23 protein-coding genes and 1 pseudogene are annotated in these 23,578 nt (G+C 54.4%); 19 read left to right on the forward strand and 5 right to left on the reverse strand.

What is annotated here, in order from left to right:
- Positions 1–220 precede the first annotated feature (220 nt).
- The 5 genes from yjbE to psiE all read left to right on the forward strand — a co-directional run bounded on the left by yjbE (position 221) and on the right by psiE (position 4,547).
- Positions 221–463, forward strand: a complete 243-nt coding sequence (gene yjbE / locus V5P19_RS20095) for an exopolysaccharide production protein YjbE (RefSeq protein ID WP_013095034.1) — start codon at positions 221–223, stop codon at positions 461–463.
- Positions 464–525: 62 nt separating this feature from the next.
- Positions 526–1,164 carry a YjbF family lipoprotein gene (locus tag V5P19_RS20100; protein ID WP_334406823.1) on the forward strand — a complete coding sequence of 213 codons (639 nt, stop codon included), beginning with the start codon at positions 526–528 and terminating at the stop codon, positions 1,162–1,164.
- Positions 1,161–1,898, forward strand: coding sequence for a capsule biosynthesis GfcC D2 domain-containing protein (locus V5P19_RS20105; RefSeq protein ID WP_334406825.1), 738 nt, complete (start codon positions 1,161–1,163; stop codon positions 1,896–1,898). Before V5P19_RS20100 ends, V5P19_RS20105 begins: the two co-directional genes overlap by 4 nt.
- Positions 1,898–3,994: a YjbH domain-containing protein gene (locus V5P19_RS20110; RefSeq protein WP_334406827.1), complete on the forward strand. Its 2,097-nt coding sequence runs from the start codon at positions 1,898–1,900 to the stop codon at positions 3,992–3,994. The genes V5P19_RS20105 and V5P19_RS20110 overlap by 1 nt, the downstream gene beginning before the upstream one ends.
- A gap of 142 nt (positions 3,995–4,136) precedes the next feature.
- Positions 4,137–4,547: a phosphate-starvation-inducible protein PsiE gene (gene psiE / locus V5P19_RS20115; RefSeq protein WP_000202963.1), complete on the forward strand. Its 411-nt coding sequence runs from the start codon at positions 4,137–4,139 to the stop codon at positions 4,545–4,547.
- A 96-nt stretch (positions 4,548–4,643) separates the two neighbouring features.
- Here the strand turns inward: psiE and malG are convergent, their stop codons facing one another.
- From malG to malE, 3 genes are all read right to left on the reverse strand, one after another.
- On the reverse strand, positions 4,644–5,534 hold the full coding sequence (gene malG, locus V5P19_RS20120; RefSeq protein WP_334406829.1) for a maltose ABC transporter permease MalG: 891 nt from the start codon (positions 5,532–5,534) through the stop codon (positions 4,644–4,646).
- Between the two features lie 14 nt (positions 5,535–5,548).
- Positions 5,549–7,093, reverse strand: a complete 1,545-nt coding sequence (malF, locus tag V5P19_RS20125; protein WP_334406831.1) for a maltose ABC transporter permease MalF — start codon at positions 7,091–7,093, stop codon at positions 5,549–5,551.
- A gap of 65 nt (positions 7,094–7,158) precedes the next feature.
- Positions 7,159–8,349, reverse strand: coding sequence for a maltose/maltodextrin ABC transporter substrate-binding protein MalE (malE, locus tag V5P19_RS20130; protein ID WP_334406833.1), 1,191 nt, complete (start codon positions 8,347–8,349; stop codon positions 7,159–7,161).
- Positions 8,350–8,721: 372 nt separating this feature from the next.
- Here malE and malK point away from each other — a divergent pair, with 372 nt between their 5' ends.
- The 5 genes from malK to ubiA all read left to right on the forward strand — a co-directional run bounded on the left by malK (position 8,722) and on the right by ubiA (position 13,841).
- Positions 8,722–9,831 (forward strand): maltose/maltodextrin ABC transporter ATP-binding protein MalK, encoded by a 1,110-nt coding sequence (gene malK, locus V5P19_RS20135; protein ID WP_334406835.1) that lies wholly within the window; start codon positions 8,722–8,724, stop codon positions 9,829–9,831.
- Positions 9,832–9,902: 71 nt separating this feature from the next.
- Positions 9,903–11,213, forward strand: coding sequence for a maltoporin (locus V5P19_RS20140; RefSeq protein WP_334406978.1), 1,311 nt, complete (start codon positions 9,903–9,905; stop codon positions 11,211–11,213).
- 114 nt (positions 11,214–11,327) lie between these two features.
- Entirely contained in the window at positions 11,328–12,281 is a 954-nt protein-coding gene (gene malM / locus V5P19_RS20145) for a maltose operon protein MalM (RefSeq protein ID WP_334406837.1), read from the forward strand.
- A 180-nt stretch (positions 12,282–12,461) separates the two neighbouring features.
- On the forward strand, positions 12,462–12,959 hold the full coding sequence (gene ubiC, locus V5P19_RS20150; RefSeq protein WP_334406839.1) for a chorismate lyase: 498 nt from the start codon (positions 12,462–12,464) through the stop codon (positions 12,957–12,959).
- 12 nt (positions 12,960–12,971) lie between these two features.
- Complete coding sequence (gene ubiA, locus V5P19_RS20155) at positions 12,972–13,841, forward strand: 4-hydroxybenzoate octaprenyltransferase (protein WP_334406841.1); 870 nt, start codon at positions 12,972–12,974, stop codon at positions 13,839–13,841.
- A gap of 76 nt (positions 13,842–13,917) precedes the next feature.
- Here ubiA and plsB read toward each other — a convergent pair whose 3' ends face one another.
- Positions 13,918–16,338, reverse strand: a complete 2,421-nt coding sequence (plsB, locus tag V5P19_RS20160) for a glycerol-3-phosphate 1-O-acyltransferase PlsB (protein WP_334406842.1) — start codon at positions 16,336–16,338, stop codon at positions 13,918–13,920.
- Between the two features lie 154 nt (positions 16,339–16,492).
- On the opposite strand from plsB, the gene V5P19_RS20165 reads away from it, so the two are divergent.
- The 5 genes and pseudogenes from V5P19_RS20165 (at position 16,493) to V5P19_RS20185 (ending at position 19,308) form a co-directional block, all read left to right on the forward strand.
- Positions 16,493–16,861: a diacylglycerol kinase gene (locus V5P19_RS20165; protein ID WP_013095052.1), complete on the forward strand. Its 369-nt coding sequence runs from the start codon at positions 16,493–16,495 to the stop codon at positions 16,859–16,861.
- A 108-nt stretch (positions 16,862–16,969) separates the two neighbouring features.
- Positions 16,970–17,578 carry a transcriptional repressor LexA gene (gene lexA, locus V5P19_RS20170; RefSeq protein ID WP_334406843.1) on the forward strand — a complete coding sequence of 203 codons (609 nt, stop codon included), beginning with the start codon at positions 16,970–16,972 and terminating at the stop codon, positions 17,576–17,578.
- A gap of 63 nt (positions 17,579–17,641) precedes the next feature.
- Positions 17,642–18,979 carry an MATE family efflux transporter DinF gene (dinF, locus tag V5P19_RS20175; RefSeq protein ID WP_334406844.1) on the forward strand — a complete coding sequence of 446 codons (1,338 nt, stop codon included), beginning with the start codon at positions 17,642–17,644 and terminating at the stop codon, positions 18,977–18,979.
- Positions 18,976–19,050, forward strand: a pseudogene (locus V5P19_RS20180) (hypothetical protein); the annotation flags it as partial. The gene dinF and the pseudogene V5P19_RS20180, both read left to right, overlap by 4 nt.
- A 48-nt stretch (positions 19,051–19,098) precedes the next feature.
- Positions 19,099–19,308 (forward strand): CsbD family protein, encoded by a 210-nt coding sequence (locus tag V5P19_RS20185; RefSeq protein ID WP_112012120.1) that lies wholly within the window; start codon positions 19,099–19,101, stop codon positions 19,306–19,308.
- 62 nt (positions 19,309–19,370) lie between these two features.
- On the opposite strand, the gene zur is transcribed toward V5P19_RS20185, so the two are convergent.
- Positions 19,371–19,883, reverse strand: coding sequence for a zinc uptake transcriptional repressor Zur (gene zur / locus V5P19_RS20190; RefSeq protein WP_334406846.1), 513 nt, complete (start codon positions 19,881–19,883; stop codon positions 19,371–19,373).
- A 115-nt stretch (positions 19,884–19,998) separates the two neighbouring features.
- On the opposite strand from zur, the gene V5P19_RS20195 reads away from it, so the two are divergent.
- From V5P19_RS20195 to pspG, 4 genes are all read left to right on the forward strand, one after another.
- Entirely contained in the window at positions 19,999–20,487 is a 489-nt protein-coding gene (locus tag V5P19_RS20195) for a cupin domain-containing protein (protein WP_334406848.1), read from the forward strand.
- A 170-nt stretch (positions 20,488–20,657) separates the two neighbouring features.
- Positions 20,658–21,968 carry a conjugal transfer protein TraF gene (gene traF / locus V5P19_RS20200; RefSeq protein WP_334406850.1) on the forward strand — a complete coding sequence of 437 codons (1,311 nt, stop codon included), beginning with the start codon at positions 20,658–20,660 and terminating at the stop codon, positions 21,966–21,968.
- Between the two features lie 82 nt (positions 21,969–22,050).
- On the forward strand, positions 22,051–23,046 hold the full coding sequence (gene dusA / locus V5P19_RS20205; protein WP_334406852.1) for a tRNA dihydrouridine(20/20a) synthase DusA: 996 nt from the start codon (positions 22,051–22,053) through the stop codon (positions 23,044–23,046).
- A gap of 136 nt (positions 23,047–23,182) precedes the next feature.
- Complete coding sequence (pspG, locus tag V5P19_RS20210; protein ID WP_334406854.1) at positions 23,183–23,425, forward strand: envelope stress response protein PspG; 243 nt, start codon at positions 23,183–23,185, stop codon at positions 23,423–23,425.
- The last annotated feature ends 153 nt before the right edge of the window (positions 23,426–23,578 follow it).

Below are 23,578 nucleotides of genomic sequence, written 5' to 3' on the forward strand. Positions count from 1 at the left end.
TATACGGATAATCTATTTACGTTATATTAATTATATATTATTGATTTTTATGGTTTATTTATTTGTTTAATTCTTCTTATATTTGAAGTTTATCCATTAGTCTGAAAACCCTTCCCCTATTTACCCGCACGGCAAACCCTCTGCTTTAGTTGTGTATACTCGATTCCGCCTGAAATTCTTTTTGGGCACATCTCCATTCATTCAATGAAGGGAAATTGTTATGAAAAAAGTACTGTATGGCATTTTTGCCATATCTGCGCTTGCGGCGACATCTGTGTATGCGGCTCCGGTTCAGGTCGGTGAAGCAGCAGGGTCGGCAGCGACGTCTGCGTCTGCGGGGAGTTCTACCGCAGCCAGCACCAGCACCGTAAGTTCAGCCGTGGGTGTCGCGCTGGCGGCAACCGGTGGCGGTGATGGCTCCAATACCGGAACCACGACCACCACGACGACCAGCACCCAGTAATTCCGGGTGTTTTAATCATAACCACACTTCGGTGTGGTTATTCACCCCTTCGGAGAAGAGTCGTGAAGCGACCTGCAATCATTATGATTTGCCTGCTGCTGCAGGCGTGCTCAGCCACCACTAAAGGGCTGGGGAACTCACTGTGGGACAGTATGTTTGGCACGCCCGGCGTGCACCTGACCGATGACGAACTGCAGAACATGCCGTACGCCAGCCAGTACATGCAGCTAAACGATGGCCCGCAACTGTTTGTGGTGCTCGCTTTCGATGAAAACGGGCAGCAGAAATGGGTGACGCAGGATCAGGCCACCATCGTGACGCAGCACGGCCGTATGGTGAAAACCCTTCTCGGTGGCGACAACCTGCTCGAGGTAAACAATATCGCCGACGATCCGCTCATTAAGCCGAACCAGATAACCGACGGTGCAGGCTGGACGCGCACCATGGGCTGGACTGAACACAAGCAGGTGCGCTATGCGACGGCCCGCTCAACCTTCCGTTGGGAGGGGACCGACAGCGTGAAGGTCGGCAGCGACGAAACGCAGGTTCGCGTGCTGGATGAAGAGGTTGTCACTGATAGTGCTACCTGGCATAACCGCTTCTGGGTGGACGATGAAGGCCAGATTCGCCAGTCCTTACAATATCTTGGCGCAGGTTTCTTCCCGGTAAAAACCACTCTGATCAAGGCCGCGAAATCATGAAAACAGTCATCCGCGTTGCGCTGATCGCGAGTCTGGTCACACCTGCGGCATGGTCTGCGGGAACGGTGAAGGTTTACACACCGGAAAGCGAAAAACCCAAAACCTTAACCGATGCCGGGCACTTGCTCGATCTGGTCGGCCAGCCAAGGCTTGCCAACAGCTGGTGGCCGGGGGCGGTCATTAGCGAACGGCAGGCGACGGTAGAGGCAGAACAAAAACACCGCGCGCTGCTGGCCAGACTGACGGGTTTAGCAGAGCAGGAAGACGGCGATGATGCCGCAGCCATTAACAGCGTTCGCCAGCAGCTGCAGGCGCTTAAGGTGACAGGCCGTCAGAAGGTGAACCTTGACCCGGATAACGTCCGTGTGGTGGAAAACGGCAATCCTGCGCTTGAAGGGGAATACACGCTCTGGCTTCCGGTTAAGCCGACCACCGTCACGGTGATGGGGCTCATCAGCAGCCCGGGCCAAAAGCCCTTTACGCCGGGCCGCGACGTGGCGAGCTATCTCGACGAGCAGAGCCTGCTTAGCGGTGCGGATAACAGCTACGCCTGGCTCGTCTATCCGGATGGTCATACGCAAAAAGCCCCTGTCGCGTACTGGAATAAACGCCATATCGAACCCATGCCCGGCAGCATTATTTTTGTCGGTTTTGCCGACCATTTCTGGACGAAGGCGTATGACGGCCTCAACGCCGATATCCTTCATTCCCTGACGCAGCGGATACCAGAGTAATGAAAAAAAACTATCTCTACAGCATGCTGGCGCTGTGCGTAAGCGCTGCTTGCCATGCAGAAACGTATCCGGCACCCATTGGTCCGTCTCAGTCAGACTTTGGCGGCGTCGGTTTGCTGCAAACGCCCACCGCGCGCATGGCGCGTGAAGGGGAAATTAGCCTTAACTACCGCGATAACGATCAGTACCGCTATTACTCCGCGTCCGTCCAGCTGTTCCCGTGGCTCGAAACCACGCTGCGCTATACCGATGTGCGTACCAAACAATACAGCAGCGTCGATGCCTTCTCCGGCGATCAAACCTACAAAGATAAAGCCTTCGACGTGAAGCTACGCCTGTGGGAAGAAAGCTACTGGATGCCGCAAGTTTCCGTCGGTGCAAAAGATATCGGCGGTACCGGGCTGTTTGATGCGGAATACATCGTGGCCAGTAAAGCCTGGGGGCCGTTTGACTTCTCGCTGGGTCTTGGCTGGGGCTATCTCGGCACCAGCGGCAACGTGAAAAACCCGTTCTGCTCGTACAGCGATAAATACTGCTATCGCGACAACAGCTACAAAAAGGCCGGTTCTATCAATGGCGATCAGATGTTCCACGGCCCGGCTTCACTGTTTGGCGGCGTAGAATATCAAACGCCGTGGCAGCCGCTGCGCCTGAAGCTGGAGTACGAAGGCAACGACTACTCACACGATTTCGCCGGGAAGATTGAGCAGAAGAGCAAGTTTAACGTCGGCGCCATTTACCGCGTCACCGATTGGGCCGACGTTAACCTCAGCTACGAGCGCGGTAACACCGTGATGTTTGGCTTCACGCTGCGCACTAACTTCAACGATATGCGTCCACGCTATAACGATAATGCCCGTCCTGCCTATCAGCCGGAACCGCAGGATGCCATCATTCAGCACTCCGTGGTGGCCAATCAGCTTACGCTACTGAAATACAATGCGGGTCTTGCGGATCCGAAAATTCAGACCAAGGGCGATACGCTTTACGTTACCGGCGAGCAGGTGAAATACCGCGACTCGCGGGAAGGGATCGAACGTGCCAACCGGATCATCATGAACGATCTGCCGGAGGGGATCCGCACAATCCGCGTGACGGAGAACCGCCTCAACATGCCTCAGGTGACGACCGAAACCGACGTTGCCAGCCTTAAGCGCCACCTGGAAGGTGAACCGCTGGGGCACGAAACCGAGCTGGTACAAAAACGCGTAGAACCGGTGGTGCCCGACACGGCCGAGCAGGGCTGGTACATCGATAAATCACGCTTCGATTTCCATATCGATCCGGTGCTGAACCAGTCCGTCGGCGGCCCGGAAAACTTCTACATGTATCAGTTGGGCGTGATGGCGACGGCGGATCTGTGGGTGACCGACCACCTGCTGACCACCGGGAGCCTGTTTGGCAACATTGCCAACAACTACGACAAGTTTAACTACACCAACCCGCCGAACGACTCGACGCTGCCGCGCGTGCGTACCCGCGTGCGCGAATATGTGCAGAACAATGCCTATGTGAACAACCTGCAGGCCAACTACTTCCAGTACTTTGGCAACGGCTTCTACGGCCAGGTCTATGGTGGATATCTGGAAACCATGTATGGCGGTGCCGGGGCAGAAGTGCTTTACCGCCCTGTGGACAGCAACTGGGCCTTTGGGATTGATGCCAACTACGTGAAGCAGCGTGACTGGCGCAGCGCGCAGGACATGATGAAGTTTACCGATTATAGCGTCAAAACCGGCCACCTGACGGCCTACTGGACGCCGTCGTTTGCGCAGGATGTTCTGGTGAAAGCCAGCGTAGGCCAGTATCTGGCGGGGGATAAGGGCGGCACGCTGGATATCTCTAAACACTTCGACAGCGGCGTGGTCGTTGGCGGTTACGCCACGATCACCAACGTTTCGCCAGACGAATATGGGGAAGGGGACTTCACCAAGGGCGTGTATGTCTCGATTCCGCTGGATCTGTTCTCATCAGGCCCAACCCGCAGTCGTGCAGCCATTGGCTGGACACCGCTGACGCGTGATGGCGGTCAGCAGCTTGGACGTAAGTTCCAGCTGTATGATATGACAAGCGATAAGAACATTAACTTCCGTTGATGTTTGTTCCCCTCACGCTCACCCTCTCCCCGATAGGGAGAGGGTGAATCCTCTGCATTGCGTCAAACATAAACAAAAAATATAGATCCCCGTCACATTTTTGCGTTATACAGGATTCTCGCCCTGGAGAATGAGGTGCTGTATGACATCCCTGACTCGCCCGCGCGTTGAGTTTATCTCAACGATCCTTCAGACCGTGCTCAATCTCGGTCTGCTGAGCCTTGGCCTGATACTGGTCGTCTTTCTTGGCAAAGAGACGGTGCATCTGGCGGATGTGCTGTTCGCCCCCGAGCAGACCAGCAAATATGCGCTGGTGGAAGGCCTGGTGGTCTACTTTCTCTACTTTGAATTTATCGCCTTGATTGTGAAGTACTTCCAGTCCGGCTTTCACTTTCCGCTGCGCTATTTTGTCTACATTGGGATCACCGCGATTGTGCGGCTGATCATCGTCGATCATAAATCTCCGCTCGACGTGCTGATCTATTCGGCGGCGATCCTGCTGCTGGTGATTACCCTCTGGCTGTGCAACTCAAAGCGGCTGAAACGCGAATAAAAAAAGGGCGGCCCGAAGGCCGCCTAACAACAGTCACAAGTTGGGTCAATACAATACGTCTAAAGTTGAGGGTTGCAGTGGCATAACAAATGAAACTTACCCTTTCACACCGCCCGCCGTCAGGCCGTTAACCAACCAGCGCTGCGCCAGCAGGAACACCATGGTAATCGGGATAGCAGAAAGTACGGCCGCCGCGGCAAAGTCGCCCCACAGGTAGTTTTGCGGGTTGAGGTATTGCTGCATACCGACGGCAAGGGTGTAGCTGTTCACGTCACGCAGTAACAGGGACGCGACCGGAACTTCAGTGATAGCGGCGATAAACGACAGGATAAATACCACCGCCAGAATCGGCACCGACAGCGGCAGCAGCACCAGACGGAATGCCTGCCACGGGGTGGCACCATCCAGAGCAGCCGCTTCTTCCAGCGAACCGTCGATGGTTTCGAAATAACCTTTAATGGTCCATACATGCAGTGCGATACCGCCAAGATAGGCGAAGATGACGCCGCCATGGGTGTTGAGACCGATAAACGGCACATACTGGCCCAGACGGTCAAATAAGGCATACAACGCCACCAGAGACAGCACGGCCGGGAACATCTGGAAAATCAGCATGCTTTTCAGCAGCGTGGCTTTGCCCGGGAAACGCATACGGGCGAAGGCGTAGGCACAGGTGGTAGACAGCGCCACGATACCTATCGCCGTGATCCCGGCGATTTTCACCGAGTTCCACAGCCACAGCAGCACCGGGAACGGCGGAGGCGTTACGCGGCCGTCCGCGTGTTCCACGCTGAAGCCCAGCGCGAGCTTCCAGTGCTCCCAGGAGATTTCATCCGGGATCAGGCTTCCGGTTGCAAAGTTACCCGCACGCAGGGAGATGGCGATAACCATCAGCAGCGGGAACATGATGGCCGCGATAAACATCAGCAGGCCTAAGTGCGTCGCGAAGAGGCGCAGCTTTTGAGATTTGGGTTGGACCATAGACATATTCTGTGCCCTCCTTAGTCGAATTTCATGCGTGTGGCTTTCAGGTTCACAATCGCCAGAGCGCCAACCAGCAGGAAGATCAGGGTCGCAATGGCTGCCGCCAGACCGAAGTCCTGACCGCCGCCGCCTTCAAAGGCGATGCGGTAGGTGTAGCTCACGAGCAGGTCGGTATAGCCTGCCGGCGTGGTTGTGCCGAGACGGTCCGGGCCACCGTTGGTTAACAGCTGAATCAGCACGAAGTTGTTAAAGTTAAAGGCAAAGCTCGCAATCATCAGCGGCGTCAGCGGCTTAATCAGCAGCGGGAGCGTAATCTTGAAGAAGTTCTGGAACGGACCCGCGCCGTCCATTGCTGAGGCTTCGTACAGGTCATCCGGAATCGCCTTCAGCAGGCCCATGCACAGGATCATCATGTACGGATAACCCAGCCAAGTGTTCACGATAATGATCATCGAGCGGGCGGTGGTGGGGTCGCTGAACCAGGCCGGTTTGATGCCGAACAACGCGCTCAGCATCATGTTGATTTCCCCGAAGCTCTGGTTAAACAGCCCTTTGAAAATCAGAATCGAAATAAACGACGGTACGGCATACGGCAGAATCAACAGCACGCGGTAAATCGCTTTGCCTTTGAGAGATTCCCACTGCACGAGACAGGCCAGCACCATGCCCACGGCAACGGTCAGGATCACCGTCAGGACCGAGAAGACCACCGTCCAGACGAAGATGGCGAAGAACGGTTTCTGGATACCTTCATCGGTAAAGACGCGGGTAAAGTTGTCCCATCCGATGGTGACGGTATAACCCGGGCTGAGTTTATCATCCCCCCAGTTACCGTCTGCGTTCACAGACTGATAAAAACCGATATCGTTGTTCGGACGGTATTTAACACCGCTCTGGTTGTTCGTCAGCGTGCCGTCATTCGCCAGTGTGTAAAGCGGCTGCGTGCCGGAGAACTGACGCAGCGAGCTCATGGTCACTTTGCTTTGATCAGGCAATACGGCGGTGAGCTGAGTCAGCGCCTGACGATTCTGGGTAATGATACGCAGATTCGCGCGCTCACCTTCCGGCAGGGCCGCAGCCTCTTTTAAGACCAGCTTCTGCTCGCCGCCAAACTTGAACGCGTCGGAAATGTAGTTCTTACCGCTATCACCGTCGGTGAGGGCTAACGTCCACTCATCACCCGCAGGATAAAGGCCGAAATTGAAGGTTTTACCTGCCTGATAAGATCTGTCCAGAAGCACCTGAGTTGCACGCTCTTGTGCGAGCTGGTTGGTGCTGCTGTAGTTGGTAAAGGCGATGGCGATGGTGCAGATGAGCGGGAACAGGACAAACAGACCCATCCCGGCCACGCCAGGGTAAACATAACGCCAGGCATAGGCTTTACGATTGGCGAAGATATACAGGCCAGCAGAGCTTAAGATCAGCGTCATGATGGCGAAAAGATATTCCCCTTGTACGTACATTAAAACAACAAGGTAAGCCACCAGCAGACAGAGCAGACCAATCACTGACCATTTCAGCGCGTCGCGTTGCCACCAGTGTTTCTTTTTAATGACATCCATGGGGTTCTTCCTCAACAACGTTTGATCTTTTCTCCCTCTCCCGGAAGGGAGAGGGAACTACGGTATTACTTGGTAATACGACCCTGAGCATCTTTCAGCGCGGCATCGACAGTCTGACGACCGCTTGCAGCGTTGATGACTGCGGTACGCGTGGCATACCAGAACGCGGCCATCTGTGGGATGTTCGGCATGATTTCGCCTTTCTGGGCGTTATCCATGGTTGCCGCGATACGCGGATCTTTCGCGAGCGTATCCTGGAAGGATTTCAGCGCGACAGCACCCAGCGGTTTGTCTTTGTTCACTTCACCCAGACCCTGATCGGTCAGCAGGTAGTTTTCCAGGAACTCTTTCGCCAACTCTTTGTTCGGGCTGGCCGCGTTGATACCTGCGCTCAGCACGCCAACGAACGGTTTAGACGGTTTGCCGTTGAAGGTAGGCAGCAGCGTTACGCCGTAGTTAATTTTGCTTTTGTCGATATTGGTCCAGGCCCACGGACCGTTGATGGTCATCGCGGTTTCGCCTTTGTTGAACGCGGCTTCCGCGATGGAATAATCGGTATCGGCATTCATGTGTTTGTTCTTGATAAGGTCAACCAGGAAGGTCAGACCCGCTTTCGCGCCAGCGTTATCCACGCCCACGTCTTTCACATCATATTTGCCGTTTTCAAACTTGAACGCGTAACCACCGTCGGCAGCAATCAGCGGCCAGGTGAAGTACGGCTCCTGCAGGTTGAACATCAGCGCAGATTTACCTTTCGCCTTCAGCTCTTTATCCAGGGCAGGGATCTCTTCCCAGGTTTTCGGTGGGTTTGGCACCAGATCTTTGTTGTAAATCAGAGACAGGGCTTCAACCGCGATTGGGTAAGCGATCAGCTTACCGTTATAGCGAACGGCATCCCAGGTGAACGGGAACAGTTTGTCCTGGAACGCTTTATCTGGGGTGACTTCAGCCAGCAGGCCAGATTGCGCGTAGCCCCCGAAACGGTCATGCGCCCAGAAGATGATGTCCGGGCCGTCACCGGTTGCGGCAACCTGCGGGAATTTCTCTTCCAGTTTGTCCGGGTGTTCTACGGTGACTTTGATACCGGTGTCTTTCTCGAATTTTTTACCCACTTCGGCCAGGCCGTTATAGCCTTTGTCGCCGTTAATCCAGATAACCAGCTTACCTTCTTCAATTTTGGCGAGAGCCGGTGCGGAAATCATCATTGCTGCCAGGGCGGACAATGCGAAAACGCGTGCGCCAGTCTTGATCTTCATATCTGCCATCCTTTTTTGGTGATGTGCTCGTGGATACACTGAGGTGGTTCAACGTGACTCAGTCTCCTTATTTGACATCCTCTTTCCATCCTCCTGAGCCCTACGCCCCACCCCCCGTTTGTGTGATCTCTGTTACATAAATTTAAGTTATGAGTGCTGGCGCACATAAAAACCCACCGAATTTTGCAGGCCGCATCACGAATTTCGCCGCAGTCCTCCAGCAGCGGTCGCAGAGCCCGCTCTCTCATCCTCCCGCCTCCTCCCCCATAAAAAAGACGGGGGGTGGAGGATTCACGAAAGTAATGGATATCCGATAGTGAACTTATCTTGAATGTTTCTGTCGGTGACAGGTTGTAACGAAGGGAGAAGGGCATGGCGAGCGTACAGCTGCGAAATGTAACGAAAGCCTGGGGCGACGTAGTGGTGTCAAAAGACATCAATCTGGACATCACGGAAGGCGAGTTCGTGGTGTTTGTTGGCCCCTCTGGCTGTGGTAAATCGACTCTGCTGCGCATGATTGCCGGTCTTGAAACTATCACCAGCGGCGATTTGTTTATTGGTGATACCCGTATGAACGACATCCCGCCGGCCGAACGTGGCGTCGGTATGGTATTTCAGTCTTATGCGCTTTATCCCCATTTGTCCGTTGCCGAGAACATGTCCTTTGGCCTGAAGCTGGCCGGTGCGAAAAAAGACGTGATCAATCAGCGCGTCACCCAGGTGGCCGAAGTGTTGCAGCTGGCGCACCTGCTGGAGCGTAAACCTAAAGCGCTTTCCGGTGGTCAGCGTCAGCGTGTGGCGATTGGCCGTACCTTAGTAGCAGAACCGCGCGTGTTCCTGCTCGATGAACCCCTTTCTAACCTGGATGCCGCCCTGCGCGTCCAGATGCGCATTGAAATCTCCCGTCTGCACAAGCGCCTTGGGCGCACCATGATTTACGTCACCCACGATCAGGTCGAAGCGATGACCTTGGCCGACAAAATTGTGGTGCTGGATGCCGGTCGCGTGGCGCAGGTGGGTAAACCGCTGGAGCTTTATCACTACCCGGCAGACCGCTTTGTTGCGGGCTTTATTGGCTCGCCAAAGATGAACTTCCTGCCCGTCAAAGTGACCGCAACGGCAATCGAACAGGTGCAGGTGGAACTGCCAAACCGTCAGCAAGTCTGGCTGCCGGTCGACAGCGCCAATGTACAGGTCGGGGCAAATATGTCCCTGGGTATTCGTCCTGAGCATTTACTCCCGAGCCACATCGCTGATGTGACGCTGGAAGGGGACGTTCAGGTCGTAGAACAGCTTGGTCATGAAACACAGATTCATATCCAGATCCCCGCCATCCGTCAGAACCTGGTGTACCGCCAGAATGACGTGGTGTTGGTAGAAGAGGGTGCCAAATTCGCTATCGGCTTGCCGCCAGAGCGTTGCCATCTTTTCCGTGAGGATGGCACCGCATGTCGTCGGTTGCATATAGAGCCAGGCGTTTAAGCAATCCCAAAAGAAGACACGAAGCCGACAGGTGAAGTGTTCAAAGAAAAGCAATGATCTCAGGAGATAGAATAATGATTACTCTGCGCAAAAAAGTCCCTCTGGCGATAGCCGTTGCGGCAGGCATCCTGTCTGCCCAGGCTGGCGCCGTAGACTTTAAAGGTTATGCTCGTTCCGGCATTGGCTGGACCGGGAGTGGCGGTGAACAACAGTGTTTCCAGGCAACGGGTGCTCAAAGCAAATACCGTCTGGGTAACGAATGTGAAACCTATGCTGAATTGAAACTGGGCCAGGAAGTGTGGAAAGAGGGCGATAAGAGCTTCTATTTCGACACCAACGTCGCCTATTCCGTTTCTCAGCAGAATGACTGGGAATCCACCAGCCCGGCCTTCCGTGAAGCTAACGTGCAGGGTAAAAACCTGATTGAATGGCTGCCAGGCTCCACTATCTGGGCCGGTAAGCGCTTCTATCAGCGTCATGACGTTCACATGATCGACTTCTACTACTGGGATATTTCTGGTCCTGGTGCGGGTATCGAAAACATCGATCTGGGCTTCGGTAAATTGTCTCTGGCAGCTACCCGTTCTTCTGAGTCCGGCGGTTCTGCAACGTTTGCCGATCGTGATGCGAACGGCGACCGTATTTATGATAACGTCGTGCCAAACGATGTCTTCGATGTCCGTTTAGCCGGTCTGGAAACCAACCCGGGCGGTACGCTGGAACTGGGCGTTGACTATGGTCACACCAACATTCCTGACGATTACTACCTGCAGCCTGGCGCCTCTAAAGACGGCTGGTTGTTCACTGCTGAACACACCCAGAGCATGATGAAAGGCTTCAACAAGTTCGTTCTGCAGTACGGTACGGACTCTATGACTTCTAACGGTAAAGGCATTCCACAAGGTGGTAGCGTTGATAACGACGGTTCCATGTGGCGTGTGCTGGACCACGGTGCAATCACCCTGGCAGACCGTTGGGACCTGATGTATGTCGGTATGTACCAGAACATCGATCGTGATAACAACAACGGCACCGAGTGGTGGACTGTGGGTGTTCGTCCGATGTTCAAATGGACGCCAATCATGAGCACCTTGCTGGAAGTGGGCTACGACAACGTCAAATCTCAGAAAACTGACGAGAAAAACAGCCAGTACAAAATTACCCTGGCACAACAATGGCAGGCAGGCGACAGCATCTGGTCCCGTCCGGCTATCCGTGTCTTCGCAACCTACGCGAAGTGGGATGAGAAATGGGGCTACGCGAACAACGGTGACACCGGCTACACCTCTGGCGTGGCATACAGTGACACTTCTGCGAAAACCTTCAGCCGCGGCGACAACGATGAGTGGACCTTCGGTGCCCAGATGGAAATCTGGTGGTAATTCGATAGACCTGACGTAATGACCTAAAAAGAGGGGCGCAAGCCCCTCTCTCCTTAGGGTGCTGCGCGCTATTGCCTGGCCACCGCAGTGCTCACGCTATCAGAGGTAATAACAATGAAAATGAAGAAAAGTCTCGTCGCGCTGTGCCTCTCTGCGGGGCTGCTGGCTAGTGCTCCGGCCATCACCTTTGCAGACGTCAATTTCGTGCCACAAAACACCAGCGCTGCGCCGTCTATTCCGGCCGCGGCGCTTCAGCAACTGACCTGGACGCCGGTCGATCAGTCCAAAACTCAGTCAACCCAGCTTTCCACGGGCGGCCAACAGCTGAACGTCCCGGGGATTACCGGCCCGGTTGCCGCCTATAGCGTCCCGGCAAATATTGGTGAACTGACCCTGACGCTCACCAGTGAAGTGGACAAGCAAACCAGCGTCTTTGCGCCGAACGTGCTGATTCTGGACCAAAACCTGACGCCATCGGCGTTCTTCCCGAGCAGCTACTTTAGCTACCAGGAACCCGGTGTCATGAGTGCTGACCGCCTGCAGGGCGTCATGCGCCTGACGCCAGCGCTGGGACAGCAGAAAATTTATGTTCTGGTGTTTACTACCCCGCAAGATCTCCAGCAGACCACCAAGCTGGTTGACCCGGCGAAAGCCTATGCAAAAGGCACCGGAAACTCCGTTCCTGACATTCCGGACCCGCTTGCTCGTCATACCACTGACGGTCTGGTTAAGCTGAAAGTCTCCACCAACAGCGCTTCCAGCGTGCTGGTTGGCCCACTGTTTGGCTCGTCTGGCCCAGGCCCGGTGACCGTGGGGAATACCGCTGCACCTGCCTATGCCGCGCCAGCTGCCACGGCAGCCGCACCGGTAGCGGCCGCAGCGCCGGCCCCGGCGAAGAAAGCCGAGCCGGTACTGAACGACACCGAAGAATACTTCAACAACGCCATTAAGCAGGCGGTTAAGCGCGGCGATGTCGATAAAGCGCTGAAACTGCTTGATGAAGCCGAGCGTTTAGGTTCAACCACTGCCCGTTCCACCTTTATCAGCAGTGTAAAAGGCAAGGGGTAACCGTCTCCCCACAGTGCTGATTTGTTAGTCGTTTGGTGCGCCTGAGTGGGCGCACTTTTTTTGGTTCTTCCCAGGCTGTTGCGCCATTGTTGCTATAGTGATCGCTAAATAACGTTTGGCCGCCCTCAATACGCTTTTCTGCGATACAATGCCATTACGTTATGTATCGGAGAGTCTGGCATGTCACACCCCGCGCTAACGCAACTGCGTGCGCTGCGCTATTTCGACCAAATACCTGCGCTTGACCCGGAGCAACTGGACTGGTTGCTGCTGGAAGATTCCATGACGAAACGTTTTGAGCAGCAGGGCAAAACGGTTACGGTGACGATGATTCAGGAAGGGTTTGTCTCTGCTGATGAAATTGCCAGTGAACTGCCGCTGTTGCCGCAAGAAGAACGCTACTGGTTGCGTGAGATTTTACTCTGTGCTGACGGTGAACCGTGGCTTGCCGGGCGTACGGTCGTGCCTGAGTCCACCCTTTCAGGGCCGGAACTGGCGCTGCAGCGCCTCGGAAATACCCCGCTGGGGCGGTATTTGTTCACCTCGTCTGAACTGACCCGTGATTTTATTGAGATTGGTCGCGATGCCGATCTGTGGGGACGACGCTCCCGCCTGCGCCTGAGCGGTAAGCCGTTAATACTGACGGAGCTTTTTTTACCGGCATCGCCGTTGTACTGAGAGGAAGAAAAAATGGAGTGGAGCCTGACGCAGAACAAGCTGCTGGCCTATCACCGCTTAATGCGGACAGATAAACCTATTGGCGCGTTACTGCTGCTGTGGCCAACCTTATGGGCGCTGTGGGTGGCAACCCCAGGGTTACCCCCGCTGTGGATCCTGGCCGTGTTCGTCGCGGGCGTCTGGCTGATGCGTGCGGCGGGCTGTGTGGTTAATGACTATGCAGACAGAAAATTCGACGGCCATGTGAAGCGTACCGCTAACCGCCCTCTGCCCAGCGGGCAGGTCACCGAGAAAGAGGCACGTACGCTATTTATTATATTGGTCGTGCTCTCCTTCCTGCTGGTGTTAACGCTCAACACCATGACCATTCTGCTCTCCATCGCGGCACTGGCGCTGGCCTGGGTTTATCCGTTTATGAAGCGCTACACCCATCTACCGCAGGTGGTGCTGGGCGCGGCGTTTGGCTGGTCAATTCCGATGGCGTTTGCGGCGGTCAGTGAGTCGGTGCCGCTCAGCTGCTGGCTAATGTTCCTGGCCAATATTCTTTGGGCCGTGGCGTACGATACGCAATATGCGATGGTCGACCGCGACGATGACCTGAAGATTGGTATTAAATCAACGGCGATCCTGTTTGGCCGTCAGGACAAGCTGATCATCGGCATTTTGCAGGTTGCGGTGCTGGCGCTGATGATTGCGATTGGCCGTCTGAACGGGCTGAACTGGGCATTTTACTGGTCAGTGCTGGTGGCGGGCCTGTTGTTTGCGTATCAGCAAAAGCTGATTGCGAAGCGCGAGCGCGACGCCTGCTTTAAGGCATTTTTGAATAACAACTACGTGGGTCTGGTGCTGTTTTTAGGGCTAGCGATGAGTTACTTCTCGTAAAAGAACGGCAGCCGAATGGCTGCCGTTTCGTTTTCTCCCTCTCCTTGTGGAAGAGGGCATCGGACCGCTGTTTACATCACTCGCCCTGCGTTGCACTCTCAATCGTTAAACGCACGTCCGAGGTAATCAGCTCAGCCAACATCTGGTACACCTTCAGCGTTTCTTCCGGTTCGGCATCGCCCGTATCACTGATAAATCCTTCATCACGCAGCGTCAGCACCAGCGAGCTGAATACCGCTTTGTCGAAGAATTCCGGCGCGTTGATGCCGTGCAGAACGGACAGGCGCTGGGCCAGCGTTCGGCTCTCTTTTTCCAGCGTGCCGCGGTTGATGGACGGGTTCGCGCTCAGCAGCCAGAAGGTAATGGCATATCGCTGCAGCGTTTCACGCGCACCGGCCGCCAGCAGCTGCAGAGTTCGGGAGCGTGACGGATTGATAAGCAGTTCGTGGTCATTAACCGTAATCAACCCCTGACGACGCATCTCTTCCGTCATTTTATCCAGCTCAACCGCCAGCTCGTCTTTGCTCCAGCGCAGGAACAGCTCGGCTTTCAGCATCGGATAGAGCGTTTCAACGTGGCGCAACAGCTCCTGACGTGAGATATGGCGATGCTGAGTTACGATCGCCGCCATCAGTGACGGCAGCATCAGCATATGCGTGATGTTGTTACGGTAGTACGTCATCAGCACGGCCTGCTCGCGCGGCAGAATGATGATGTCGCCAATCGTATCTTTCTCGACTTCAAACTTGTTCATCTGCAGCGCATGCTCGATAAGCTCGTTCGCGGTGCTCGCAGGAACCGTTGAATCCACCGAGTACGGCACGTTACGCATGATGTCCAGATAACAATCCAACTGCTCTGTCAGCTGTTCACGGGTGAGTGAGCGCTGACGGGAGGCCAGAAGTGCCGTACAGCACAGGTTCATGGCGTTAGCCGCGCCTGCGTTGTTGATGCGCACCATCAGCTCAGCCGCGATGCTGTTCACCGTCGGCGTGAGCCAGGCCGGACGAATAGCTTCGATGGGATCGATAGACTCACGCCACTCAGGAACCCGGTTGTTCAGGTACGTCATCAATGGCATTGGCTCGCCAAAGTTCACGTAGCCTTGACCGAGGTTACGCAGCTTGCTCAGCCCACGCAGCATCTGCGGCAGGCTCTCTTTCTCTTTGGTCGCCCCACGCAGCTCTTTAGCGTAAGTACCCACTTCCATCACATGCTCATAGCCAATGTAGATTGGCACCAGTGTGATAGGACGAGTCCCGCCGCGCAGCATGGCCTGAATGGTCATCGACAGCGTGCCGGTCTTCGGATCGAGCAGACGCCCGGTACGGGAACGGCCTCCCTCGACGAAGTACTCAACGGAATAACCGCGGCTGAACAGCTCGCCCAGGTATTCACGGAACACAGTCGAGTACAGCTTGTTGCCCTTGAAGGTACGACGAATAAAGAACGCACCCAGGCGACGGAAAATCGGGCCAGCTGGCCAGAAGTTCAGGTTAATACCGGCAGCAATATGCGGTGGGACCAGCCCCTGGTGATAGAGCACATAGGAGAGCAGCAGGTAGTCCATGTGGCTGCGGTGGCAAGGCACGTAGACAATTTCGTGGCCGTCATGCGCCAGCTGACGAACGCGCTCGGCGTTATGGACGTTAATCCCCTGATAAAGGCGGTTCCAGGTGAAGCTCAGAATACGGTCAGACAGACGAATCATTTCGTAAGAGAAATTCGCGGCGATCTCTTCCATCAGCGCGATGGCGTTCTGCTGGGCTTTCTCGTGTGAAATCTTCTTACTGCGCGCTTCGTCTTCAACAGCGCGGGCGATCGCTTTTGAGGCCAGCAGTTTGTTAAAGAGGTCCTGGCGAGCGGGGAGACGTGGTCCAACAGCGGCCAGACGTTGACGCGCGAAGTGCATACGCGCCACGCGCGCCAGTTTTTGCGCGATGATCTTGTCGGTACCGTGCTCGTCTGCCATGCGGCGCAGCGAAACAGAAGGGGAGAAACGCACAAAACTGTCGCGCCCCAGCCAGGAGATTGCGAAAAATTTCTGGATGCCGTTCAGCATGCGCAGCGGCGGATTCTCTTCCCCTTTTTCACGACCCGGACGGCGACCAAACATCACCGAAACCGGCACCATTTGCACATCCAGATCCGGATTGCTGCGGTGCAGGTCGAGATAGTCGTGGAAGAGCTTAATCGACTCTTCTTTTGGCGTGTAATAGGTAAACACGCGCGGCCCGCCGTGAATAAACACGTAGCGTGGCAGCAATGTCCCGTCGATTTCCAACGGTTCAAGCGGGTCTGGTAAATCATGCGCCAAACATTGGGCGCGAAGCGTCAGCAAGTCTGCCTTCGAGTTATAAGGCAAAACGTACATAATAGGACGCGACGTATCGAGCCCTAATTCCAGCGCGGGTTCTGCTGGGATAGACTTACTTTTTACCAGGACGCTTAATGGTAAATTAAGTAATTTGTAGTAAATTCGTGGCCAGCCGGACATAAACGATGTAAAGCCTCTGGTTAATAATGCAATTGCTGCGCAAGGATAACAGAAAGCGCGCAAAATTTCTGTTGTTACCCGTCATACTTCAGACCGCTGCGTAATGCTTCGCGACTATAGTTACTGACGCTATTTTCTATAAAAGGTTCTTTTAATGGCCAATAATACCACTGGGTTAACCCGAATCATCAAAGCTGCTGGTTATTCATGGAAAGGTTTCCGTGCCGCGTGGGTCAATGAAGCTGCTTTCCGACAAGAAGGCGTCGCCGCTATCGTCGCGGTTATCATCGCCTGTTTCCTTGATGTTGATGCGATTACGCGCGTACTTCTTATCGGCTCTGTACTTCTGGTGATGATAGTGGAAATTCTCAATAGCGCTATTGAGGCCGTCGTGGACCGAATTGGGTCTGACTTCCATGAACTCTCGGGTCGGGCAAAAGACATGGGCTCCGCAGCCGTGTTGTTGGCGATTATCACGGCAGTTATTACCTGGGTCACGTTGCTTTGGTCACATTTCCGATAAGCCTCGAGGAATAATTAAGTCCCTGGTTTTTTGTGCAGTTTTTGATTCCAAAATCGCCTTTGACTGTATATACTCACAGCATAACTGTATATACACCCAGGGGGCGGAATGAAAGCGTTAACGACCAGGCAGCAAGAGGTGTTTGATCTCATCCGGGATCACATCAGCCAGACGGGGATGCCACCCACGCGGGCGGAAATCGCGCAGCGTCTGGGCTTCCGTTCACCCAATGCTGCTGAAGAACACCTCAAAGCGCTGGCGCGAAAAGGCGTGATTGAGATTGTATCCGGTGCGTCACGTGGTATTCGTTTGCTGGTTGAAGAAGAGACGGGCATTCCTCTGATTGGCCGTGTCGCTGCTGGTGAACCTTTACTGGCGCAACAGCACATTGAAGGTCACTATCAGGTCGATCCAGGCATGTTCAAACCGAGCGCTGATTTCTTACTGCGCGTCAGCGGTATGTCTATGAAAGACATCGGCATTCTTGATGGTGATTTGCTTGCGGTTCACAAAACGCAGGATGTGCGTAACGGCCAGGTTGTGGTGGCGCGCATAGATGATGAAGTCACCGTTAAGCGTTTGAAAAAACAAGGCAACACTGTCCAGCTTCTGCCGGAAAACAACGAGTTCACCCCCATTGTTGTGGACTTGCGCGAGCAGAACTTCTCTATCGAAGGTCTGGCGGTGGGCGTCATCCGCAACGGCGAATGGCTGTAATCTCTTCCTGACAGGCTGCGGAACCTCCGCGGCCTGCTTCATTTTCCGCGCCCGGTATCTTTCATGTCACTGCTGACGACTTCCGATAAGGCATTGTGGCGTCTCGCACTGCCGATGATTTTTTCCAATATCACCGTACCGCTATTGGGGTTGGTGGACACGGCGGTAATTGGTCATCTGGATTCCCCCGTTTATCTGGGCGGCGTCGCGATTGGTGCAACGGCAACCAGCTTCCTCTTTATGCTCCTGCTCTTTTTACGGATGAGCACCACGGGGCTTACGGCACAGGCCTATGGTGCGAAAGATCCTCTTCGACTGGTGCGCGCGCTGGTTCAGCCGCTAATCCTGGCGCTCGGCGCAGGGGCTTTAATCGTTCTGTTCCGCACTCCCTTGATTGATTTGGCACTCCATATTGTGGGTGGCAGCGAGGCCGTGCTCGAGCAGGCAAGGCGCTTCCTGGAAATTCGCTGGCTTAGCGCACCCGCATCGCTGGCGAACCTGGTTTTGCTGGGCTGGCTATTGGGCGTGCAGTATGCTCGCGCGCCCGTCATTCTGCTGGTCGTGGGAAATCTCCTCAACATTGTGCTCGATCTCTGGCTGGTGATGGGGCTGCACATGAACGTGCGGGGCGCGGCGCTGGCAACGGTAATTGCGGAATACGGCACGTTTATCATCGGGTTATGGATGGTCTGGCGGGTATTGGCCATGCGCGGTATCTCTCTTGCGCTGCTGAAATCCGCGTGGCGCGGGAATATCCGCAAACTGTTGGCGCTTAACCGCGACATCATGCTGCGCTCGCTTTTACTGCAGCTTTGCTTTGGGGCGCTGACGGTATTTGGCGCACGTCTTGGGCCAGAGATTGTGGCGGTGAATGCGGTACTGATGACGCTGCTGACCTTTACCGCCTACGCGCTGGATGGCTTTGCCTATGCCGTCGAGGCCCATTCCGGGCAGGCGTATGGCGCGCGCGAAAGCGGCCAGCTCCGTGAGGTATGGCGCGCTGCCTGCCGTCAGTCGGGGCTAGTGGCATTGGCGTTTGCGTTGATTTACGCCTTGTTTGGCGGGCAGATCGTTGGATTGCTTACGTCTCTTTCCGAGATTCGTGAACTGGCGAGCCATTATCTTATCTGGCAGGTGATTTTACCCGTCGTGGGTGTGTGGTGTTATCTGCTGGATGGCATGTTCATTGGCGCGACGCGCGGGGCGGAGATGCGCAACAGTATGGCGGTTGCCGCCGCCGGTTTCGCGTTGACGCTGCTGACGCTTCCGTATCTCGGCAATCACGGTTTATGGCTGGCGCTGGCGGTATTCCTCTCCTTGCGCGGCCTGTCGCTGGCATTTATCTGGCACCGTCACTGGCGCAACAATACCTGGTTTCCCTCCGGTCACGATATATCGTGACGGTTAAAGATTCCGAATATGAAAACAATCGCCGCATCCTTATCTACAATTATTATCACGTCCAGCAGAAATGAACGTGACGGACGTTACAACACGACGCTTAACATGAGGACACGATGATGAATAAAGACGAAATCGGCGGCAACTGGAAGCAATTCAAAGGTAAAGCGAAAGAACAGTGGGGTAAGCTGACGGATGACGATATGACGGTCATTGAAGGTAAACGCGATCAGCTCGTCGGGAAAATTCAGGAACGCTACGGTTACGAGAAAGATAAAGCGGAAACCGAAGTGAAAGACTGGGAAACCCGTAACGATTACCGTTGGTAATCATGTAATACCCCCGAGGGCGGCCATGAGCCGCCTTTTCTTTTGCCTGATATTATTGAGTGTTAGCGAGGCTTTTTCTTTACGACGATAGAGTGGTCGTGTTGACACGCGTCCTGATGGCTACAGGACTCCACCTCTACGCACGCTGAACATAGCCCGTGCGCTTCAATCACATTATGACGCAGGGCAAAGCCCATTTTGGCTGCCAGCGTATGCATAATATCTTCTACGCCTTCTGCACGCTCTTCTTTCACAACGCCGCAGCGATCGCAAATAAACATGGCCGAAGTGTGGGTCGGCTGATCGAACAGATGGCACAACACGTAGCTGTTTGTCGATTCAACCTTGTGTAAAAAACCCTGTTCCAGCAAGAAGTCCAATGCGCGGTACACCGTAGGTGGCTTTGCCTGTGGCTCGGTTTCTCGCAGCAGGTCAAGCAGATCGTAGGCACTTATGGCACCCTGCTGCAGGCTCATCAGACGCAAGACTTCAAGGCGCTGCGGAGTCAGGCGCACATTGCGTTGTGCGCACAGCTTTTCTGCCTGCGCCAACAGCTCTTTTGTGGACTTATCCATTTAGCACCTCGGATGTTATAGGGTGGAAAACCCTCACTTTATCATGTTCTGCTAAAAACACCGAGATCCGCCAGCCTGTGCTATACCTGACGCATCTCCATCCGGGAAATTCACCATGAAAAGACCTGACTGCATTCGACACTGGCGTGACATAGAAGGCGCCGATGATTCAACCTATCCCGACAGCGATGAACTGTTTTCCATCGGTGCGCCGCTGGCGCGCAAGCTGGGCCTGGGACGCATTGGCATTCATCATGAGCGGTTGCCGCCGGGGCGTCGCACCTCTTATCCCCATGCGGAAAGCGATGAAGAAGAGTTTATCTACGTGCTGGAAGGCTACCCTGAAGCCTGGATTAATGGCTATCTGTGGAAGCTGGAACCCGGTGACAGCGTAGGATTTCCCGCCGGAACGGGTGTCTGCCATACCTTCATTAACAATACCGATGAAGAGGTCCGCCTGCTGGTCGTGGGAGAGGCGAATAAAAAGCACAACCGCATCTACTATCCACTGAATCCAGTCTATGCCGCTACGCGAGAGGATCGCTGGGTTGACCATCCTCCCCAGTTTTTTGGTCCTCACGATGGAAAACCTGGGCGAAAATAATTTCCTCTTCTATAAATATTGAGGGCCGTCACATATTACAACAGGCCTTAGCGTGATTTAACTTAAGGAAATAGCGGGTCTTTTTGTACTTATTCACAGCAATAGTTCGTTCCCGTCTGGGGGATAACAGACGGGGGTTATTTCATAACAAACGATATGACGAGCATACTGTGAAAAAACATTTTAAATTTTCGGTGGTTAGCATTGCTGTCTCCCTTTTTATGGCAAATCAGGCGGGAGCAGCCAATACCTGGACAGAGTCGCGTAGCGACGCAATGGGTGGCACTGGCGTAGCGGCAGGCAGTTACGGAAGTGGAGCGTTAATTAACCCGGCACTGTTGGCAAAGGCAAAGCCGGACGATGATGTTACGGTCGTTTTACCTTCCGTCGGCGTGCAGGTTACTGATGAAGACAATCTTCAGGACGAGATTGATACCATCAACGACAAGATCAATCACTACAAGGATGTGGTTGATAGTCTTACCCCTATCGACATTATTACCAACCCGTTAGGCTCAATTAATCAGTTCCAGGGTGCGGCGAAAGATCTTGCCGATGAGCTGGATTTTCTCAAAGGTAAAACCGCACGTGCGACGGCAGGTGCCGGTATAGCCGTCAGCATTCCTAACGATGTTCTGTCAGTGGCCTTTATGGCAAAAGGCTATGCGCACGGGCGAGTCAGCTCGTCTATCGATCAACAAGATATTGATTATCTCCGTGGCATTCAGAATAGCGATGCGGTGGCGGCAGGCGTCGCGCTGGATGCTGCGCTGAACGGTAGCGACCAAATCACTAAAAATCTTAACTCTACGGCATCAGGCCGCGCTGCGATTGTGTCCGACTACGGTATCGCCGTTGCGCGTCAGTTTGAGTTAGGTGGCGTGCCGGTTTCTGTAGGCGTTACGCCAAAACTGCAAAAAACCTGGGTCTACAATTACACCACGTCCATCTACGATTACGACAGCAATAAGTGGAATGACAGTCGCTATCGTACCGACGACACTGGCTTCAACGTTGATGCCGGTATTGCCGCCGACTTCGGTGAACACTGGACGGTGGGCGTGAGTGGACAAAACCTGATGTCACGCGATATCGACACGAAAGATATTCGTATCCGTAACGGGCGTACGGGAGAGGTGGTGAGTTATAAAGACACCTACCAGATCCGTCCGCTGGTGACTGCGGGTGCCGCATGGCATAACGATCTCGTGACGCTGACCGCCGATGGCGATCTGACGGAAACGAAAGGCTTCAAGAGCGAAGATACCTCACAGTATGTTGGCGTGGGTGCCGAGGTTACACCGCTGAGCTGGCTTGCCGTGCGCGCTGGCTATCGCGCCGATGTGAAAGGTAATGACAGCAATGTCTTTACCGGTGGTGTCGGCTTTGCGCCGTTTAACGCAGTTCATATCGACCTGATGGGCCTGTACGGCGAAGATGAAACCTGGGGCGCAGGGGCTCAGCTGAGCATGACGTTCTAAGGTGCACCGGAGGCGCTGCGCCTCCGGCTTTTCTTTGTGCTATAGTAGCGCCCCTTTTCAACCAGATGCTTAAAACTTCGCCATGTCGTCAGAACACCAGACCGCTTTTCCTGCACACCGTTTCTCCATTGCGCCCATGCTCGACTGGACGGACAGACACTGCCGCTACTTCCTGCGACAGCTCTCCCGCCATACGTTGCTGTACACCGAAATGGTGACGACCGGCGCGATTATCCACGGTAAAGGTGACTATCTGGCGTTCAGCGAAGAAGAGCATCCGGTGGCTCTGCAGCTTGGCGGGAGCGATCCGGCCGCGCTGGCGCACTGTGCAAAGCTGGCTGAAGAACGTGGCTACGACGAGATCAACCTGAACGTTGGCTGCCCTTCTGACCGCGTGCAAAACGGCATGTTCGGCGCGTGTCTGATGGGGAACGCGCAGCTGGTGGCGGATTGCATCAAGGCGATGCGCGATGTGGTCTCCATTCCGGTGACGGTTAAAACCCGTATCGGTATCGACGACCAGGACAGCTACGAATTCCTGTGTGACTTCATTAATACGGTGGCGGGAAAAGGCGAGTGCGAGATGTTTATTATCCACGCGCGTAAAGCCTGGCTTTCTGGCCTCAGCCCAAAAGAGAACCGTGAGATCCCACCGCTGGACTACCCGCGCGTGTATCAGCTCAAGCGTGATTTCCCGCACCTGACAATGTCGATTAACGGCGGCATTAAGTCGCTGGAAGAAGCCAAAACGCATCTGGCCCATATGGATGGCGTCATGGTAGGGCGCGAGGCCTACCAAAATCCTGGCATTCTGACGACGGTCGACCGGGAAATCTTTGGCATTGAAGGCACCGATACCGATCCGGTTGCGGTGGTGCGTGCTATGTACCCGTATATTGAGCGTGAGCTGAGTAACGGCACTTATCTTGGTCATATCACTCGGCATATGCTCGGCCTGTTCCAGGGCATCCCCGGCGCGCGTCAGTGGCGCCGCTACCTGAGTGAGAATGCACATAAAGCCGGTGCCGATATCGACGTTTTAGAACAGGCACTGCGCCTGGTGGCAGATAAGCGATAAATTTCGCTAAAAGATCGTCAAATTCACCACGCCTCGCAAAACATTGCGGGGCTTTTTTGTTTTAGAACAATCGGTTACGTTTGGCATGATTCTTGTAATGATTGCCATATCATTCGGGAACTCGTGGGAGAGCACCATGCTGGAACTTCTTTTTGTAATTGGCTTTTTTGTGATGTTAATGGTGACGGGGGTTTCGCTGCTCGGCATTCTGGCTGCGCTTGTTGTGGCGACAGCGGTGATGTTCATCGGCGGGTTATTTGCCCTGACGATAAAACTCTTGCCGTGGCTGCTGTTGGCCATTGCTGTAGTGTGGGTCATACGGGCGATTAAATCGCCAAAAGTGCCCAGTTATCAGCGCAATAACCGCTTTCGTTACTAAGGTATTGAGGGGTTCGTCACATACCTGCAACTTTTCCGGCGGCATCGCTTAGAACAGAATAGGATTTACTTATCGAATCTGTCACTATGACTGCCGCTAAAGAATTCATCGAGCTGTACCCTACATACAGCCGAACTAAAAAAAGAAAGGGCT

Source organism: Enterobacter sp. UNJFSC 003 (assembly GCF_036903355.1).
In the GTDB taxonomy this organism is placed as follows: domain Bacteria; phylum Pseudomonadota; class Gammaproteobacteria; order Enterobacterales; family Enterobacteriaceae; genus Enterobacter.